Raw genomic sequence first — 19,163 nt, 5'->3', positions numbered from 1 at the left:
CAGTATATCTCACTCCATTAGAACCTTTTAGTGAAATAGAGTTTTTATCATCTCTTCTTTTGTTTTTAAGAACATAAGAAGCAGCACTTTTTCCTGCAGTTTCAGCCTCTTCAGATACAAAGTCTACCAAGTCATGAACATGAAGAACATTACCGCAAGAGAATACTCCGTCAATATTAGTCTCTAAACTTTCATTAACTATAGCTCCAGAAGTAATAGGGTTAATTTGAACGCCTATCTCTTTTGAAAGCTCATTTTCAGGAATAAGCCCAACAGATAAAAGCAAAGTATCGCAGGAATAATATTCTTCAGTACCTTTAATAGGCTTCATATTCTCATCAACTTTAGCTATTGTAACACCTTCAAGTCTTTCTTTTCCTTTAATGTCTATAACTGTATGACTAAGTTTTAGAGGAATACCGAAATCGTCCAAACATTGAACTATATTTCTTTTAAGCCCTCCAGAGAAAGGAAGTATTTCAGCTACTACTTTTACTTTAGCACCTTCAAAAGTCATTCTCCTAGCCATAATAAGTCCTATATCCCCAGAACCAAGTATAACAACTTCTTTTCCAGGCATATATCCTTCAATATTAACTAAATGCTGAGCAGCACCGGCAGAAAATATTCCGGCAGGTCTAAATCCTGGTATATTCAAAGCTCCTCTTGAACGCTCACGGCAGCCCATAGCTAAAATTACGGCTTTGGCATTGATCTCAACTAAACCTTTTTCTTTGTTTATATAAATAATCTTTTTAGTTTTGTCATTATTGAGTACAATATCCAAAACCATAGTATTAAGTTTATAATTGATATTTAAATCAACAACTTTTTCTATAAATCTATAAGCATATTCAGGTCCTGTAAGCTCCTCACCAAATCTATGAAGTCCAAAACCATTATGTATGCATTGATTGAGTATGCCTCCAAGTACGGCATCTCTTTCCAACATAAGTAAATTATCTATTCCATTTTCTTTAGCAGAAATGGCAGCGGCAAGTCCGGCAGGTCCTCCGCCTATAACAACAACATCATAAGATTCCATTTTTTACCTCGTTTATTTTTTATCTATAAACTGTATTATACTTTATGCACTAAAAATTTTATTTTTGTTAAAAAGTAGTTTTTTTAATTTCGGATTTGCAGGGCTTTGCCCCGCACCCCAGTTCTTTTATTGGTATAAAAGAACCAAAAGAACTGCATTTTTAACATAAAATAGGCTATTAACTTATATTCAATACATATTAAAAAGTTTCCTTGTCATAACCAATAACTATTTCAGAACCTTTTCCGCATTTTGTAATAGTTAAAGGAGAAACATTAAGTTCTCTAGCTAAAATCTCTATAATCTTAGGAGAACAGAAACTGCCCTGACATCTTCCAAGTCCTGCCCTTACTCTTCTTTTTACTCCGTCAATGGATTTAGCTCCTATAGGACTTTTAATAGCTTCTACTATTTCGCCTTCTGTTACCTTCTCACATCTGCAAATTATATGTCCGTATAAAGGATTTTCTTTTATAAGTTTATTTTTCTCTTCATTAGAAAGAGCATTGAAATGTGTGATTCCTTTTCTAGTTTCTATAAAGTTTTCTTTCTTCTCAAAATTTCCTTTTTTACTTACTATATCAGCAACCATAATTCCAATAGCAGGGGAAGAAACAAGTCCAGGAGATTCTATACCGGCACAATCAAAGAATCCTTCACAGTCTTCAAGTTCTTTTATGATAAATTCATGATTATCTTCATGAGGGCGAAGTCCGCAGAATGAAGTAATAACTTTATTATAAGGAATATTCTTAACTGTCATTTTAGATTTCTCTATAATCTGAGCAAGTCCGTCAGCAGTAGTATTTAATCCCTCTTTATCTTCTATATCAATAGCAGTAGGCCCAAGCATTATATTGCCATGAGCTGTAGGAGTAACCAAAATACCTTTTCCTAATTTTGTAGGCAATGCAAATATTGTAGAAGTAACTAGATTATCAACTTCTTTGTCAAGCAATATATAGTCGCCTCTTCTTGGAGTAATATGTATTTTATTTTTACTCATCATGTTATGGAATTTATCAGCATAAACACCAGCCGCATTTACAACATATTTTGTCTTTATAGTGCCTTTATTAGTTTCTGCTTCAAAAGTTCCATCATCAAGTTTTTTAATATTAATTACTTCAGTATCAAACTTGAACTCAACTCCATTAGCATGAGCATTTTCAGCATAAGCTATATTTAAAATGAAAGGATCAACTATACCGCCTGTAGGTGCATATAAGGCAGCGCATACATTATCATTAAGATTAGGCTCTTTTTTATGAACTTCTTCTCTGTTTAATATTTGAAGTCCTTCAACTCCATTTTTTATTCCTCTGTCATATATAGCCTGTAAATTAGGCATATCCTCTTCATTAGTACAAACTACCAATGAACCATTTTGTTTGAAAGGCACATCAAGGTCTTTTGCTATTTTTGGCATCATCTTATTGCCTAAAACATTTAATTTAGCCATAAGAGAACCATTTGCAGCATCAAAACCTGCATGTACTATTCCGCTATTAGATTTTGAAGTTCCAGAACAAACATCTTCGCCTCTTTCAACAACGCATATATTAGCTTTGTATCTGGCTAATTCTCTAGCTGAAGAAGTACCGGAAACCCCTGCTCCTATAATCAATATATCATACATAATATATATTTCCTCTAAATTTTTTATACAATAAAATTTTAAAACTCTAAACTCTTTATAATAAATAAAACAATTTCTTAATAAAATTGCAGCATATTAAAATTAATTTCAAAAAACAAGAATATATATGCATATTAATATCTTAATTGAATAAAATATTAATATGCATAACATTTAAATGACAAATTATAAAGCCCAGCCTCTTGATCTCTCAACAGCTTTTTTCCAGCCCATATATTTTTTATTTCTCTCTTCTTCAGAAATAGAAGGAGTGAATTCTCTCTCTAACTTCCATCTGTTAGCAATCTCATCTTTATCCTTCCAGAATCCTACAGCAAGACCTGCCAAATAAGCAGCACCCAAAGCAGTAGTTTCTGTGATTTGAGGACGAAGAACTTTTGTATTGATGATGTCAGATTGGAACTGCATTAAGAAATTGTCTCTGCATGCTCCGCCGTCAACTTTCAATGAAGCAAGTTTAACACCGCTGTCAGCAACCATAGCATCAATAACATCTTTACTTTGATAAGCAATAGCCTCTTCAGCAGCTCTTATTATATGGCTTCTATTAACGCCTCTAGTAATACCTACTAAACAGCCTCTAGCATACATATCCCAATAAGGAGCCCCAAGACCAACGAATGCAGGTACTAAATAAACTCCGTTAGTATCTTTTACTTTTGTAGCAAAATATTCTGTATCTTTAGCATCATGAAGAAGTCTTAATTCATCTCTTACCCATTGTATAACGGCACCAGCTATAAATACAGAACCTTCCAAAGCATATTCAATCTTTCCTTTATATCCAATACCTATAGTAGTGATTAGTCCATTCTTACTTAAAATAAAGTTTTCACCAACGTTCATAAGAATGAAGCTTCCTGTACCATAAGTATTTTTTGTATCTCCCTTATTGAATCCAGCTTGTCCAAATAAAGCAGATTGCTGGTCTCCTGCTATACCTGATATAGGAACTTCTTTACCGTTAATATGGGCATATCCGTAAACGCAAGAAGAATCTTTTACTTCCGGAAGCATACTCATAGGTATATTTAATTCTCTTAAAATGTTTTCATCCCATTTCAAGTCTTTAATATTATATATCATAGTCCTTGATGCATTAGTATAGTCAGTAACATGAACTTTACCGCCAGTAAGTTTCCATACAAGCCAAGTATCTATTGTACCGAAAAGTAAATCGCCTTTATTAGCCTTTTCTCTAGCACCAGGAACATTATCAAGTATCCATTTAATTTTAGTACCTGAGAAATAAGCATCAACTACTAAACCGGTATTTTCTCTTATGTATGTATCAAGCCCTTTTTGTTTCAATTCATCACAAATAGGAGCTGTTCTTCTACATTGCCAAACTATAGCATTATAAATAGGTTCTCCTGTATTTTTATCCCATACTACAGTAGTTTCTCTTTGATTAGTAATACCAATAGCAGCTATTTCTTCAGGCTTAACACCTGCAATCTGTATAGCTTCCTGTAATACTCCGAATTGAGTAGCCCAAATTTCAGCTGCATTATGTTCAACCCAGCCTTCATGAGGATAAATTTGTGTAAACTCTTTTTGAGCAACTGATACCATATTTTGATCATAATCAAATACTATAGCTCTGCTGCTTGTTGTACCTTGATCTATCGCAACTACATATTTTGACATAATTAAAACTCCTTTATAATTAATTAAAATAATAATCTATAAACTATTTATTGAAGTTTATCTTTAGCCAATGACTTTCCTATTGTGAAATCATATAAAACAGCACCTAAAACTGCACCTACTATAGGTCCTATTATAGGAACTATCCATATATTACTTCCATCTGTAAGTCCGTTATTTTTAAATCCTGCAACAACAGCAAAAAGTCTAGGTCCTAAATCTCTTGCAGGGTTTATAGCATAACCATGCATAAATCCAAATGACATACCTATAACAACTATTATAAGTCCAACTATTAAGTATCCTAAATTAGAACCTGCTGGTGTATTATTAGCATCACCTGTTGTAAGAATTAAGAATACAAGTATAAATGTTCCTACTACCTGATCTATAAAACCTGGTAAGAATCCTGGAACAGCTGGGAAAGTTGTAAATACTCCTGCTGTAGTACTTAATGTAGGGTCTACTTCTATCCATTTAGCATAATAAACGGCAAATGTTACAGCAGCACCAAGGAAACATCCTATCATCTGAGCTATAACATAATACCATACTTTTCCCCAAGGAAATCTTCCTGTAACGGCTAATGCTAAAGTAAGAGCAGGATTTAAATGAGCACCGCTTATTTTACCGGATACATAAGCACCAAACATAACAGCAAGTCCCCAAGCTATATGAATATTAACTGGAGCTCCGTTATTTCCTATTAATACTGAAGCAACAACTCCGCATCCCAATAAAATTAGAAAGAAAGAACCTATTAATTCAGCTAAAAATTCAGCTTTTTTACTATACATAAGATTAACCTCCATACATAAAAAATAATAATAAATTAATAACTAATTTTTATAACCAAATATATTAAAAATTAATTACTTCCCCCAACTCTGTATTGTTCGCATACAGGACATCTTTTAGGTGCTTTAGAATCTTTGTGTACATATCCGCATTTTGGACATTGCCATTTATCAAGATTAGTGCTGCTTCCATCTAGGTACTGCTCAAACATCTTTTTATGTCCTTCTTCTATTTTAGCAACATGTTCAAAAAGCATAGCTATATCTGTGAATCCTTCATCTTTAGCAGTTTTTGCAAATTTTAAATACATATCTTCAGATTCATAAGTTTCGCCTGCAATAGCATCTCTTAAATTTTCATCTTTTGATAAAATTCCATGGTATCTTTCAAACCATAATTTACCATGTTCCTGTTCATTTCTTGAAGCTTTCTCATAAGCTAATGCTAGATTTTCCATTCCTTCTTCTCTAGCTTTTTCAGCATAGTACATATATTTGCACCTAGCCATAGCTTCCCCCATAAAGGCAGTTTTTAAATTTTCCGCTGTTTTTGAATTTTTTAAATCCATATATCCTCCTTAAAATTTTGTTTCCATGTTAACTAGTATAGAAATTTTTATTGACTAAATATATAAAAATATGAAAAAAAAAGAATTTTTATATTTTTTTAAATAAAAAATCATTATATGAATATTAACATTATTTATGAAATTGTTATAAATATACATATACTATGCTATACTATAAACATGTTTATTTATATGAATTAATGATATTTAAAAATAAAAAAGCCTTAATATCGTAAAAAATACAAATACTATGTATATGTATTTATATATAAATATTTCTGTTTACAGTATTATACATATTATACATTATTTGTTTTGCCATTGATTTTATAGAGATAAACAATACAGAGAAAAGCCAATGTTGATAATACAGCTCCGCCAAATCCTACCCATCTTATACCAAAATTATCAAATATAGTACTTCCTACAAAAGAACCTAAAGCTATACCGAAATTAAATGAAAATGAATTATTTGATGAAGCTAATGTTAAACAAGAAGGATATTCTCTTTCTGTAAAATCTAAAATGTTTAATTGAACAGGCGAGTTCATTAAGTACATTAAAAATCCTATTATTAATATAACAATAGAAGAACTTACAGCATTAAGAAGTGCAAATGGCAATACTATCATACATATAAACTGCATCATAAATACATATCTTAATCTATATACTCCATTATGCTCTGCCAATTTTCCTGAAAGAAGATTACTGAAAAGAACAGTAACTCCAAACACTAGTAATGCGGCACTTATATGTTTATTAGGTATATGAATATAGTCAAGGAAAATAGGCTTTAAATATGTATAAAGCACATAAGAAGAAGCGGCACCGAAAAGTATTGTGAAAGTGCTTAATATGAATCTAGTATCTTTGAATAATATAAATTGTCCTAATAGTTTAACTTTATGAGTAGGCGTATTTTTTGGAAGAGTAGCGAACATTAAAACAAGCATGGCAGCACTAAAAATAGAGATAAATATAAAAGAAGCACGCCATCCAAAATAATAACTTATACTTGTGCCTATAGGAACGCCGAATATTGAAGCTATGCTGAAACCTGAATAAATCCAAGCTACAACCATAGGTCTTTTATCTTTTGTTGATATATAAGGACTGAATGATATTGAAACAGATATTAACGCCCCTGAAATTACAGCTATAAACATTCTAACAATAAGTAAGAATGTATAATTAGAAGCTAATGAACATAAGAAATTCCCTGCTATAAATAGTATGCTTGCAAATATTATAAAATGAAATCTATTAAATTTACCTGCAAAAGCCGCTGAAAATGGGGTACATATTGAATAGGCTAGGGCAAACATAGATACAAGTCCGCCTGCTTTAACCTCTGTAATATTAAAACCTTCGGCTATTTCGGTTAATACTCCTATAACTATAAACTCGCTTGTACCCAAAGCAAAACTAAGAAGCACTAAAGCAATTATGGCTAGTAATTTATTTTCTGAAACATTACTTATATTATTATCTGTATTAGACATAAATAAACTCTAAAAAATAATTGCATTAGTTCTATACCTTTTTTGAAAAAAATTCAATTATAATATATGATTTATTTAGTAAATTTTTAATTAAAAATTGAAAATAGGTTATATTCTTTATGAAAAAATCAAATAAAAATACTTCATTAAAATATTTAGAATTAGCAAAAGAGAAAGAAGAAATTGGAGAATATAAAGAGGCATTGGGATATTATAAAAAATCTATAGAAGAAGATCCTGAAAATATAGAAGCCTATTTCGGACTCAATTTAATTAATTCGTATATTGAAATGGAAAAAGAATTAAAAGATGATGATGATTCAGATAATATAAATAGGCATATAGAACTTTTTAATATATTTAATGAATTTTTAGATAAAAAAAGATGAAAAAATAAAAATCATTTTAATATATCCAAAGCATCAATATATCCTTGATGCATACATTTTTTAATAAAGCCGCTTGAAAAATTTAAAGTACCTTCAAAAAAATTACCTAAATCTTTTTTAGGGTATAGTTCATATATATTGATATCATTATATATTTTATTTTTTAATATATTTGAATCATTATTCTGCTTTAAATGTACTATTATTATATCTGTGAAGTCATGATCTTTTAAAGCTTTTATAGGAGAATTATCACTAATGCCTCCGTCGATATATAACTGTCCTCTTATATTTTCAGGAGGAAATATTGCTGGTATTGCAGAAGAAGCTAAAAGTATTTTTTTTATTGTCTTTAATGAATAATTATTTAATTTGAAATAATGAGGGGTAAAATCATTAATATTAGTACATGAAACATATATATTTATTTTTTTGATAGTTTGTTCAAGCAGATATTTATCCATTATTTCTATGATGCCTTCTCTTGAAAATACAGCAGAAGTAGATAAAAAATTAATAAATGGAATAAATAAAGTATTATTATCATCTAAAAAATCAGATACTATTTCATTTACAGCATTCTTAATATAATTTTTTTTGATTTTAAAAAAATAGTTTATAACCTTATTGGGATTTAAAGTTAATATTTTATCTTCAACTTCATTAATCCATATATTTTCTACTATTTTAGAGTTTAAATTATATATAGGAAATAGACATGCATTTAAAGCTCCTACAGAAGCACCTGATACAGCATTAATATGCTTGCTTATATCAAGTTCTTTTAAAGCTTTAAAAACTCCTATATGATATGCTCCCTTAGCTCCGCCTCCGTCTAATACTAAACCTATTTTTCTTTTATTTTTATTATTCATAAATTAGTACCTTAATATTATAAGATACTATTAATGTAGCATATACTTATGACAGATTTTGTCAGTTTATTGTCAATAATTATAAATATTTTTTTAATTCTTTATAAATTTCTGAAGCAAATACACTATGCCCATTCTCGCTTAAATGAACACCATCAAAGAATATATCATAATAATTATTTTCTTTTAAAATCTTATTAGTAAATAAATTATAAACATCTATGCTTTTAATATTATTTTTAGAAGTATAATCATTTATGAAATTAACATACTCCTTTAGAATACTATCAAATTCTTCTATATTATTAGATTCAAAAAAGCTGAAAGCCTCTTTAACAAAAGCTATAGGAGTAAAAGCAATTATATCAATATTATTTTCTAAAGATTTGTTTATTATATTTATAAAATTATTTTCTATTTTTTCTAAAGGCTTACAAGTGAATATATCATTAACTCCGCCCATCAAAATAACAGTATCAGCATTTTCTTTTATGCAGTCCATTTCGAAACGAACAAGCATTCCAGAAATCATATAGCCATTAATGCCTTTATTGATAAATTTTATATTCTTATTTTTTTCAGCAAATGTGTCATTTAAAATTTTAGTCCAAACCTTATTTCTTCCAACCATATATCCATAAGTAGTGCTGTCGCCTAAACAAACTATATTCATAAATACTCCTAATTTTTTTATTTATACCTCAATAATTATATTTTGTCAATTTTTATATTTTGCAAATGTAAATTATAATTTTTTATAATATTATATAATATTGGTTGAATATATTTTATCTATAGGATAAATTATTAATTTTGTACAATAATAAGTAATCAGCCGCACATATAGTAGTCGTTTGATAATATGAAGCAGTGTCGTGTGGGAAGGTGCCCGCGAAGCGTACCAAGCTTGTCGAGGATATAGCTTCTTTGTGGCAATACCATACCTACACTTACAGTGGACTTCGTCAGGTACTCCTTTCAGTCGCAGGCACTCCCTGCAGTCGCAAAAGAAGCTGGGTGCTAGCGTGGTGGGCAAAGCCCTGCAGATATTTAAAATTTAAAAAAATTATTTTTGACAAAATATAGTTGTTTAGGTATATACTGAAAATTTTTAAGTTTGTTAATAAATACACTTTATGTAGAATTATCAACTTTTTTGCCGCACAAAAAAGTTGCAAAAAACGCAATTACTAGAACTTTATATTAAATATATACTTATTAAATATATGACATAACCTAAATTTAGACAATAAATTGCAGGCTTTTTGGTTCTTTGTGCCAACAAAAGAACTGGGGGTGGGGGCTAGTCCCCACAAATAATAAAAATAATAAAATAATTTTTGATAAAATATATTTGTTTCAGTATAAACTAAAATATTAAGCTAAAATAACTTCTCCGCCTAATTCTTCTATTGCCGCCTTAACATCATTATCTATTTTATCCGTTATAAATATATCTATATCTTTAAAATCTGCAAATTTTGCCAGTTTGTATTTTTCGTATTTTGATATATCGGACATCAATATAGATTTTGCAGAACATTTTATCATAACTTCTTTTATATATGATATAGGAAGAGAACCTATGGAAATACCTCTGTTTATAGAAAAACCTCCTGCAGATAAAAATACCTTATCAGCATTAAGTTTTTCAAGCATTTTTAAAGTATATTCTCCGCTTACCCAATGAAAGCCATTACTTACAATGCCGCCAAGAAGAATTATATTAAATCCATAAGGCTCTAATATATTAACGCATGTTAAATCATTTGTTATTATTGTTAAATCTTTCTTGCTATGCATTAATTTGGCAAGTTCATGTATTGTAGTTCCTGAATCTAGTATTATTGTATCTCCGTCATCTATCAATTCTAATGCTTTTTTAGCTATTATTTTTTTGGCTTCTATATTTTCATTTCTTTTTTCCAAATCTAATTCCTGAGATGATTTTGATTTGGTGATAGCCCCGCCATGAGTTCTTGTGATTTTTCCTAATGTTTCCAAATCTTTTAAATCATTTCTTATAGTGGATATACAAACTTTAAAATATTCGCTTAGCTCATTTACAGTAGCTTTTTTATTTTCATTGATATATTCAGTTATTTTTGCCTTTCTTTCTTCAGCAAATAATAAGTCATCTCCTAAATTAGACATTGTAAATCCTTTTATACTATTATAATTTTATTATATATCAAATATTAGCGTTTTCAATATCTTTTTTTGTTTTTTATTGTTTTTTAGTAGTTTTTATTGGTGATTATTGTTGACTTTTATGGCTTTTACACTATAATATCGCTATTAAACAATAATAAATAATAACAATTAATAATAAAGGATAATATTATGAGTAATTTTAATAGTTTAAAAGATACATTCACTTTAAATAATGGTTATAATATTCCCTGCATAGGATTTGGTACTTGGCAGACTCCTGATGGTGAAACTGCTGTTAACTCTGTAATAGAAGCTATAAAGTCAGGATACAAACATATTGATACTGCGGCAATTTACGGAAATGAAAAGAGTATAGGAAAAGCTATTAAAGAAAGCGGTATAAACAGAGATGAACTTTTTATAACAAGTAAGGTTTGGAATAAAGACAGAGGATATAAAACAACATTAGCTGCTTTTGAAAAAACTATTAATGATTTACAAATTGATTATTTAGATTTATATCTTATTCACTGGCCAGCATCAGCAAATAAATTCAATGATTGGGATAATATAAATTTAGAAACTTGGAAAGCTATGACTGAACTTTATAAGGCAGGTAAAATAAAATCGATAGGAGTATCAAATTTCATGCCTCATCATTTGAAATCATTGATGGAAACAGAAGTTAAGCCTATGGTTGATCAAATAGAATTTCACCCCGGTTTTATGCAGGAAGAAACTTTCAAATGCTGCAATGATAACAATATATTAGTAGAGGCATGGAGTCCGCTTGGTACAGGCAAGATGCTTAATAATGAAACATTAAAAACAATATCTTCTAAATATAATAAATCTGTAGCCCAAATTTGTATAAGATGGTGTTTACAAAATAATGCTTTGCCTTTACCTAAATCTGTAACTGCTTCACGTATAAAAGAGAATACTGAAATTTTTGATTTTGTTATAAGTGATGAAGATATGAAAACAATTAATGCTATGGAATATTGCGGAGGCTCCGGACATCATCCTGATAAGGTAAATTTCTGACTATATTTTTTAATATATTGATAAAATATTATTTAAGGTATATAATAACGCAAAAATTTATTAATAGGATTTTCACATGAAATTTTTTATAGATACAGCAAATGTTGATGAAATTAGAAAAGCTAATGATATGGGTGTAATTTGCGGAGTTACTACAAACCCATCTTTAATAGCTAAAGAAGGAAGAGATTTCAAAAAAACTATAGAAGAAATTACTACTATAGTTGATGGTCCTATATCTGGTGAAGTTAAAGCTACTACTGTTAAAGCTGAAGATATGATTGCAGAGGCTAGAGAAATAGCTAAAATACATAAAAACATGGTAGTTAAAATTCCTATGACTGATGAAGGATTAAAAGCTGTAAAGGTCTTATCTAAAGAAGGAATTAAAACTAATGTTACTTTAATATTCTCTGCTAATCAGGCATTACTTGCTGCAAGAGCTGGTGCTACTTATGTTTCTCCTTTTATAGGAAGACTTGATGATATATCAATAGACGGTCTTGAACTTATAAGAACTATTTCAGAAATTTTTGCTACTCATGCAATAGAGACTGAAATAATATCTGCAAGCGTAAGACACCCTATACATGTTACTGAATGCGCTTTAGCTGGTGCTGATATAGCTACTGTTCCATACAGTGTTATCCTTCAAATGACTAAACACCCTTTAACTGATCAGGGTATAGAAAAATTCAAAAAAGATTATGAGGCAGTTTTTGGTAAATAATTGACTATAATTTTAATAATTGTTTTTTATTTTTTGGGAAGTATTTTTATTAATGCTTCCCTTTTTATTTAACGCACGCAGAAGAAAGTTTTAAACTTACGCTTATTTTTTACTCTAATTTAAATATTAAATAAAGATGCGTTAACCGTGCGGTGTATATATTCCTAAATTTAAAAAACGCTTGGGTGGGTGCTTTAATTTCTAATTAGACTATAAAGATTATTAATATTAAAATTCATAAAATAGCAATAAAGCATAAGGGGCGGGGAATGTAAATAAAGTTTTAAAAAATTATTCTCACCTCCCACCCTTTAGGCTTTTAATTATAACTGTAATTTTTGTATAATTTTTCTTTTTGGTTTTCACTGTAATTAAGCAGCCCACCCAAGATTTTTTTAAATTTGCTGCTTATCTACCCGCACGCAGAGCTAAGCTAAAAATATAAATTTATTTGAAATGCAGATTTTATTATATTTTTAAATTTTACTAACCGTGCGTTAAAGAAATTTAAATTTTTAAATAAAGCTTGGGCGGGTGCTAAAAATTCTAATTAAACTATAAAGATGATTAATATTGAAATTCATAAAATAGCAATAAAAATAAAAGGGCGGGGATTAAATGAAAGTTTTAAAATTTAAGTTAAATAAAATTCTATTCTCCGAAAATAGCATTAACTAGATTCACTTTATCATCATTTTCTTCATCAATAATATCTTCAATACCGAATAATATTAGACTAGATAAAGCATCTGGAAAATCTAAATAGCTAAATACATCTCCTTTAATACTGCTTCCTGCAAGTGAATCATCGAAATTAAGCAGCTGCCTTAAAGCTATATAACCTCTTCCATTATTAGTTTTAAGCCATTTATCTGTATCGGATCCTTCCGGTACTTTCTGCCAGCTTTTTGGAAAATGAACTTTATCATATATAAGATAGCTTGCATTTACTATCCTCTCTGCCTTATTCTTATGCACATAAAACGGAGTAACTTCAAAATGTTTTTCTAATCTTTTAATTAATTCTTTTTGTGAAAAATTTGATTCACATAATATTTTTTTTATATTTTTATTTGATAGAAAATTTATTATGCTTTCATCTGTAGTGGAGTTGGAATCATTTCTTATAAGTCCGGAATCTATTAAATAAATATCTTCTCCTATTTGTGTATATATTATCGCTGAAGTAAAACAATTATACTCACCGAATGCGGGATCTACCACTGCTTTATGTTCTGAAGAATTAATTTTTTCTTTTATACTGTTTGAATTATCATCATAGAATTTTAATTTTGAATATAAAAAAATTTTGCCTTGTTTATTTTTTATTTTTCCAAGCCAAATATGATCATACATTTTAGGCATGAGTTTTAAAGTAGAAAGTCTTGATTTATTTAATATATCACTGAAATAATAATTACCGTCATAATTTATAAATGTAATTAAAATATTATTATCTTCATATTCTTGATAATTATATTTATTATTATTTTTATCTGTATAGAATTTATTTTCTAAATTAAATTTGCTTACTGTTTTATAAATAAAATCTGTTTCAAATCTAGGATTAAATGCTATCCATATTTCACTTTTTTCAGCCCTTATTGAAGGCTCTAATATTTCGTAGCTTCTTTGAGTGAGAGTTTGGGCTTCTTCTATAAAGCATATTCTCACATTATAAATAGATTTAATTTCCTCTATAGAGCATTCTCTGATTCCTAAAAATATAAATTTGCAGTTTGTAATTTTATTAATGATTTCATTTCTTTTTATATTAAAAAACTTTTCTAATTTTAATTCTTTTATAATGCTTATTAAAAGAGGGTAGGTTGAGTAGGATATTGATTTTTGTATTTCTCTTGAGCATAGTATTACTCCGTTTTTTTCAAAACTTTTAGCTATCAATATTCTTGCTATGGATTCGCTTTTTCCGCCTCCACGTCCTCCATAAGCTATTTTCAATCTCTTTTCAGTATTTGCCCATTTTTCAAAAGGTTTTAGTATATCAAATTTTATATTCATAATTTTTGCTCATAATTTATCTTTATTTGATAGATATTCATTTATAAAATAATACCTACATATAAGAATCAAAAATTATAAGTAATTATAAGTAAAGTTAATTTTTGAATTAACTTCACGCACGTTAAACTAAATAAAAAATATAAATAAATTAATAATACAATTTTAATTATGAATAATAATTTTTTATTATTGCTAGCGATAAACTCGCTTAAATGTAGCTGACAACTAAAGTTATCAGCTACTCGTTTATCGCTTCAAAAATTAATAGCATAATTTATAAACTTATATTAGTAATATTAACAATAATAAAAAATAATAATTTATTAACCGTGCGTTGAATAGATTTTAAATCTAATAATAACTTGGGTGGGCAGCTATATTTTCTGTATTAAGCAGTAAGATAAATGATATTATAAATTTAGAATAAGTCAGAAAGCCTATAGGGTGGGATTTAAAATAAATTTTAAAGGTTTTATTTACACTTGCCCGCCCTCTATATTTGTTGCTTGATTAGTTACTTTTGCTTTTATTTTTCTTTTTAATTAAATTAGTTAATATAGCACCCGCCCAAGATTTTTTTAAATTTATAGCGAGTTTACCGCACGATTAAAATTAAGTAGATATATGAAGAAAATAAAAAAATTAAATTTCTACTATATATGTAGCTTAACTAGCGTGCGTTATATATGCCGTACGGTATAAAATTACGCTATATAAAAATATTTTTGATTATAAAAAACTGTATTTTTCAAAAAAAATTACAAAAATTAATACTATCTTTCGGAAGACATAAGAAATTATTTTTTTAATTCTGTTATAATCAGACAATATCTATTGCAAGGAAATATTTTATGAAAAAAGAAAGCATAAATATATCGGATAGAAAGTATAATATAAAGTATTATACTATTTTAGATGAAAAAGCAAAATATCCATATACACTTCCTTCATTAAAGACATTAATATCAAAAGCTAAAGAATGCTATATAGTTTCTAAAGTATCAGGAAATAAATCATATGCTAAGCCTTATAATATCGAAAGAGTGAAAATATCAAAAACAGATGATAATACATTTGTATATAATTTTATAGATATAGGATCAATTAAAGAAGATATAAAAGGCATAATGACAAATTATAAAGATACAATATTATTTTTTGAAATAGGAGTTTTTGCAGATATATACAGTTATTTAAGAAGCCATTTACAATTTGATATAATAAACTGTTTTTCAAATGACGGCGGTATAGATATTTCCGGTATTAAAGATAATATCTTTGATAAACTTCCTATCAAGAAAGATAAACTCATAAAAAGAATGCAGAACTATTATGATGATAATAAGAACTGCATACTTCCTTCTTATAAAGTTCAGGATATTATAGAAGATGGAAAAAAGTCTATCAATAAAGTTCTATATTCTATATATCATCTTCCTGTTCTTGAAAAAATATCTGAACTTGAAAATATGAAGTTAAATTTAAAAGATATAGCAGATATTTTCTTCAGCAATGATAATAAAGAAAATATAAATAAATCTTTAGTAAAGAAGATTACTTTAAATAAAATAAAGCTGATAGAAGAATCTGTTAAGCATTTGAATTATACTGAATTAACAAAAAGGATAGATAATTTTAAATACCTTGAAGAAATTTCTCTATCTAAGATAATAGAACATATATTCTGCTTATATTATGTTTTGCAGCATGATAATGTATTAAGAGATAGTTATATTAGTTCTATTACTACAATATTAGATACAGAAATGGAAGAGTATTTATCATTATCAGAATATTTTTCTAATGATGCTATATATTTTGATAAGATGTTTTATCATTTCGTACAAAGAATAAAATATCTATATATTAAAATGGATATAAATTTTGACTGTTTGTTTATAGGTTTAGAAGAATACAGAGAATATCAATATAATGAAGTGATAAAATTATGCATAGATAAATACAATGAAATGAAAAATGAATTAAAAGAATTATTCTCTGAATTATATTCTGATGATATTGTTAGAATGTACGGAATGCATAATTTAAATCATGAAAATTATTTTGACAATGAAAATAAATTCAAATCTATTTTAAATTACAGACAGCATTATGTTAGTTTAATCATAAGGAATTATGATTTTCTAAAATTCTTATGTTCATTTACAAGTTTTAGAATTGATTATGATATAGTTGAGAGTAAGGAAGAAATTATATTTGCTAATATAGAGAGTAAAAAGTACAGCAATAAAAAAATCTATAATATAGCTTCTATTATAGATGATATAAATACATTTTTCTATATAGCAGAAACTTTATACTTTTTTAATCCTTACAGTGTGAAATATTACAAAGATATACTTAATTCTTTGCATTATTGTGCGGTGAAATTATCTTGTTTGAATTATGAATTATTAAAAGAGTATGTAAACAGTGAGTATATTGAATTTACAAATTATATTGATGAATTCAATTTAATGCTAAAAATTGCTGAAGAACATAAATGCATTGATGATGTTTCAATAAACTCTAATAAAGAAGTAATTGACTTTTTGAAAACTCTCGAAGAATTTAAAAATGTAAAAAGGTATGAGGATATATTTATAAATAATTCTTTCTTTATTTATAATCAGGAAATTGTTTATAGTGAAGAAGATGAAGAAAAATTCAAAAAAATGGAAGAAAAAGAAAGAAAATTCCAAGAGGAAGAAAAAAAGGAGAGAAAAATATTTTTTGACACCAATTATAAAACTATATATAAAGCGGTTATGTATGATATCAAATTAAAAGAATTAGAAGATTTTGAATATGATGAAAAATATTTAGAGGAACATTTTATAAATGCTCTTGAGTATATATACAGAGTATCATACTACAAAGAATATTTGATAATTAATAATGCTGATTTAAGTGATATATCTAAAAAAACAGAAATATTTTTAGATAAAAATAAAAAACTAAAAACAGCTTTTATGGATTTACCAACAGATATAAAAAATGTATAGAAAATAATTGAATTGATAATTAAATGAAGAATAAAAACTTCATTTGTTATAAATAAAAAATATAAAACTATAAGGGGTTATTATGAAACACTTAAAAAAAATTATTTTTGCTTTTGCTATGATAATAGTATTAAACGCTTCAGCTTTTGCTGCAAGCGGATTTGAATTTATACTTAATGTACCTTTCGAACTTAATATAAATTTGCTTCCTCAATATAATATATACCCAACTAAAGAAACAAAAAATGGAACTCACTATTATTCAGGCAATAAAGTAGGATTTGATGCAGGAGTATCTGCTCAAATAGGTTATATGTGGCAGGTAAAAGATAATTTTGGAATAAGTCTTTTGGGTGAAGTAGGATACAGTTTTGACAGCTTATATGCTAATTTTGATAAAGCAAAAATAAAAGATCCAAATAGTAGTATTGGAGAAATTGATGCTCCGAATGCTCAAAAATTAGGAAATGCTTCATTCTATACTCATAATATTAAAATAGGTATACTTCCAAAATTTAATATAAATGCATTTTCTATAGGAATAGGACTTGGTGTTATAATACCTATGGCTATAGAAACTACTTGGAAAGATGAGGCAGTAAAAACAGTATTTAAAGATGCTTCTACAAAATTTATGAATCCTGTAGGTTTTTATGGTAAATTAACTTTTGATTATTCAATATTCTTCACAGAAAAAATAGCTATGAATATAGGATTATACACAGGAGTTGATGCTATTAGTTCTATAAATACAACTATTAATAGCACAACAGGAGCTCATAGTGAAGCATCATTGTTAAGCTATGATATAGGTTTGCAATTAGGATTCAGATTCGGTCCTAAGGCTTTTAATTAATTTTGATTATTTTATTAAATAGGTATGTTTATATTATATTCATACCTATTATATTTATTATAATAATTAGGAGAATAAAAATGAGAAAAAGAATTTTATCAATTATTTCAGGCTTAATTTTAATAAGTCTATTCGCAGTAAGCTGCAGTGATAAGAAAGGTACAGACCCTACAACTACACCAAATAAAGGAATACAAATTTATCAGGGAAATTGGCAAGTTGATGGTAAGGATGATGCCCAAAATACTATAAGCGGAACTATTAATATAGATGCAAATGGAACTATAACAGGAAATATACAAGGACTTATTGATCCAAGTATGCCTATCACTAAAGATAAAATAACAGATAAAGGCAATGAAGTTTATGAAATTATTATGTACGAACAAGAAGGATTTAAACAAGTTTTTGAATGTATATTTACTTCTGATAAAGCTGCTACATGGAAAATTAAACAAACTGGATCACAAGTTCCTGGAGGATCTGCAGTTGCTGGGCAGGGAACTTTAGCTAAACAATAAAACTCATTGTCTTTTAATTAAAGATTAATCATAAAACCTCATGCTTTTTTAAGTATGAGGTTTTTAATATTCATATACTAAAATAATTATGTACTGTCAATCTTTTATTGTTATTTTCAAACATCAAAAGAACTAAGTTGCAGAGTGGTGAGGCTAGTCACAACAAATAACCTAAATTTAAAATTGTGTTTTTGACAAATTGAAAATCTTTAGTATATACATAAATAATTATATTTTGTAAATTTTGAGTTATTTATGAATGTAATTTTTATTTATTAATAAAATAAAATATTATTAAGTTTTCTTTAAAATATACTGAAAATTTTTAAGTTTAT

Annotated in this window: 16 protein-coding genes; 6 read left to right on the top strand and 10 right to left on the bottom strand. The window is 27.7% G+C overall.

The features are described 5' to 3' along the window. The 6 genes from Q0K19_RS13315 to Q0K19_RS13290 form a co-directional block, all read right to left on the bottom strand. Window positions 1-1,045, bottom strand: a 1,045-nt coding sequence (locus tag Q0K19_RS13315; protein WP_297248761.1) for an FAD-dependent oxidoreductase, incomplete at its 3' end; no start/stop codon positions are given. Window positions 1,046-1,244: 199 nt separating this feature from the next. After that, entirely contained in the window at window positions 1,245-2,684 is a 1,440-nt protein-coding gene (locus Q0K19_RS13310; RefSeq protein ID WP_297248759.1) for an NAD(P)/FAD-dependent oxidoreductase, read from the bottom strand. A 186-nt stretch (window positions 2,685-2,870) separates the two neighbouring features. Then, window positions 2,871-4,355: a glycerol kinase GlpK gene (gene glpK, locus Q0K19_RS13305; protein WP_297248757.1), complete on the bottom strand. Its 1,485-nt coding sequence runs from the start codon at window positions 4,353-4,355 to the stop codon at window positions 2,871-2,873. A 47-nt stretch (window positions 4,356-4,402) separates the two neighbouring features. Then, complete coding sequence (locus tag Q0K19_RS13300; RefSeq protein WP_297248755.1) at window positions 4,403-5,152, bottom strand: MIP/aquaporin family protein; 750 nt, start codon at window positions 5,150-5,152, stop codon at window positions 4,403-4,405. Window positions 5,153-5,223: 71 nt separating this feature from the next. Continuing rightward, the gene (locus Q0K19_RS13295) at window positions 5,224-5,721 is read right to left on the bottom strand and encodes a ferritin family protein (protein WP_297248753.1); all 498 of its coding nucleotides are present in this window, start codon (window positions 5,719-5,721) and stop codon (window positions 5,224-5,226) included. A gap of 299 nt (window positions 5,722-6,020) precedes the next feature. Then, entirely contained in the window at window positions 6,021-7,226 is a 1,206-nt protein-coding gene (locus Q0K19_RS13290; RefSeq protein WP_297248750.1) for an MFS transporter, read from the bottom strand. Between the two features lie 119 nt (window positions 7,227-7,345). Between Q0K19_RS13290 and Q0K19_RS13285 the strand changes: the two genes are divergently transcribed. Further along, on the top strand, window positions 7,346-7,615 hold the full coding sequence (locus tag Q0K19_RS13285) for a tetratricopeptide repeat protein (RefSeq protein WP_297248748.1): 270 nt from the start codon (window positions 7,346-7,348) through the stop codon (window positions 7,613-7,615). Window positions 7,616-7,626: 11 nt separating this feature from the next. On the opposite strand, the gene Q0K19_RS13280 is transcribed toward Q0K19_RS13285, so the two are convergent. The 3 genes from Q0K19_RS13280 to Q0K19_RS13270 form a co-directional block, all read right to left on the bottom strand. Next, window positions 7,627-8,490, bottom strand: coding sequence for a patatin-like phospholipase family protein (locus Q0K19_RS13280; protein WP_297248746.1), 864 nt, complete (start codon window positions 8,488-8,490; stop codon window positions 7,627-7,629). Window positions 8,491-8,569: 79 nt separating this feature from the next. Next, complete coding sequence (locus tag Q0K19_RS13275) at window positions 8,570-9,163, bottom strand: GDSL-type esterase/lipase family protein (RefSeq protein ID WP_297248744.1); 594 nt, start codon at window positions 9,161-9,163, stop codon at window positions 8,570-8,572. Window positions 9,164-9,867: 704 nt separating this feature from the next. Further along, on the bottom strand, window positions 9,868-10,644 hold the full coding sequence (locus Q0K19_RS13270) for a DeoR/GlpR family DNA-binding transcription regulator (protein ID WP_297248742.1): 777 nt from the start codon (window positions 10,642-10,644) through the stop codon (window positions 9,868-9,870). A 189-nt stretch (window positions 10,645-10,833) separates the two neighbouring features. On the opposite strand from Q0K19_RS13270, the gene Q0K19_RS13265 reads away from it, so the two are divergent. Together Q0K19_RS13265 and fsa are read left to right on the top strand one after the other, a co-directional pair. After that, window positions 10,834-11,691: an aldo/keto reductase gene (locus Q0K19_RS13265; RefSeq protein ID WP_297248740.1), complete on the top strand. Its 858-nt coding sequence runs from the start codon at window positions 10,834-10,836 to the stop codon at window positions 11,689-11,691. A gap of 76 nt (window positions 11,692-11,767) precedes the next feature. Next, window positions 11,768-12,421, top strand: coding sequence for a fructose-6-phosphate aldolase (gene fsa, locus Q0K19_RS13260; protein WP_297248738.1), 654 nt, complete (start codon window positions 11,768-11,770; stop codon window positions 12,419-12,421). A 651-nt stretch (window positions 12,422-13,072) separates the two neighbouring features. Here the strand turns inward: fsa and Q0K19_RS13255 are convergent. Beyond that, complete coding sequence (locus tag Q0K19_RS13255) at window positions 13,073-14,443, bottom strand: phage terminase large subunit (protein WP_297248736.1); 1,371 nt, start codon at window positions 14,441-14,443, stop codon at window positions 13,073-13,075. An 854-nt stretch (window positions 14,444-15,297) separates the two neighbouring features. Between Q0K19_RS13255 and Q0K19_RS13250 the strand changes: the two genes are divergently transcribed. From Q0K19_RS13250 to Q0K19_RS13240, 3 genes are all read left to right on the top strand, one after another. Continuing rightward, window positions 15,298-17,451, top strand: coding sequence for a hypothetical protein (locus Q0K19_RS13250; protein ID WP_297248734.1), 2,154 nt, complete (start codon window positions 15,298-15,300; stop codon window positions 17,449-17,451). Window positions 17,452-17,533: 82 nt separating this feature from the next. Continuing rightward, complete coding sequence (locus Q0K19_RS13245) at window positions 17,534-18,307, top strand: hypothetical protein (RefSeq protein ID WP_297248732.1); 774 nt, start codon at window positions 17,534-17,536, stop codon at window positions 18,305-18,307. Window positions 18,308-18,387: 80 nt separating this feature from the next. Beyond that, the gene (locus Q0K19_RS13240) at window positions 18,388-18,828 is read left to right on the top strand and encodes a hypothetical protein (protein WP_297248730.1); all 441 of its coding nucleotides are present in this window, start codon (window positions 18,388-18,390) and stop codon (window positions 18,826-18,828) included. Window positions 18,829-19,163: the final 335 nt, after the last annotated feature.

Origin of the sequence: uncultured Brachyspira sp. (assembly GCF_944393015.1) — a bacterium.
Taxonomy (GTDB): Bacteria; Spirochaetota; Brachyspiria; order Brachyspirales; family Brachyspiraceae; genus Brachyspira.
The sequence above is the reverse complement of the archived record's forward strand: the minus strand, read 5'-3'. Positions and strand labels throughout refer to the sequence as shown.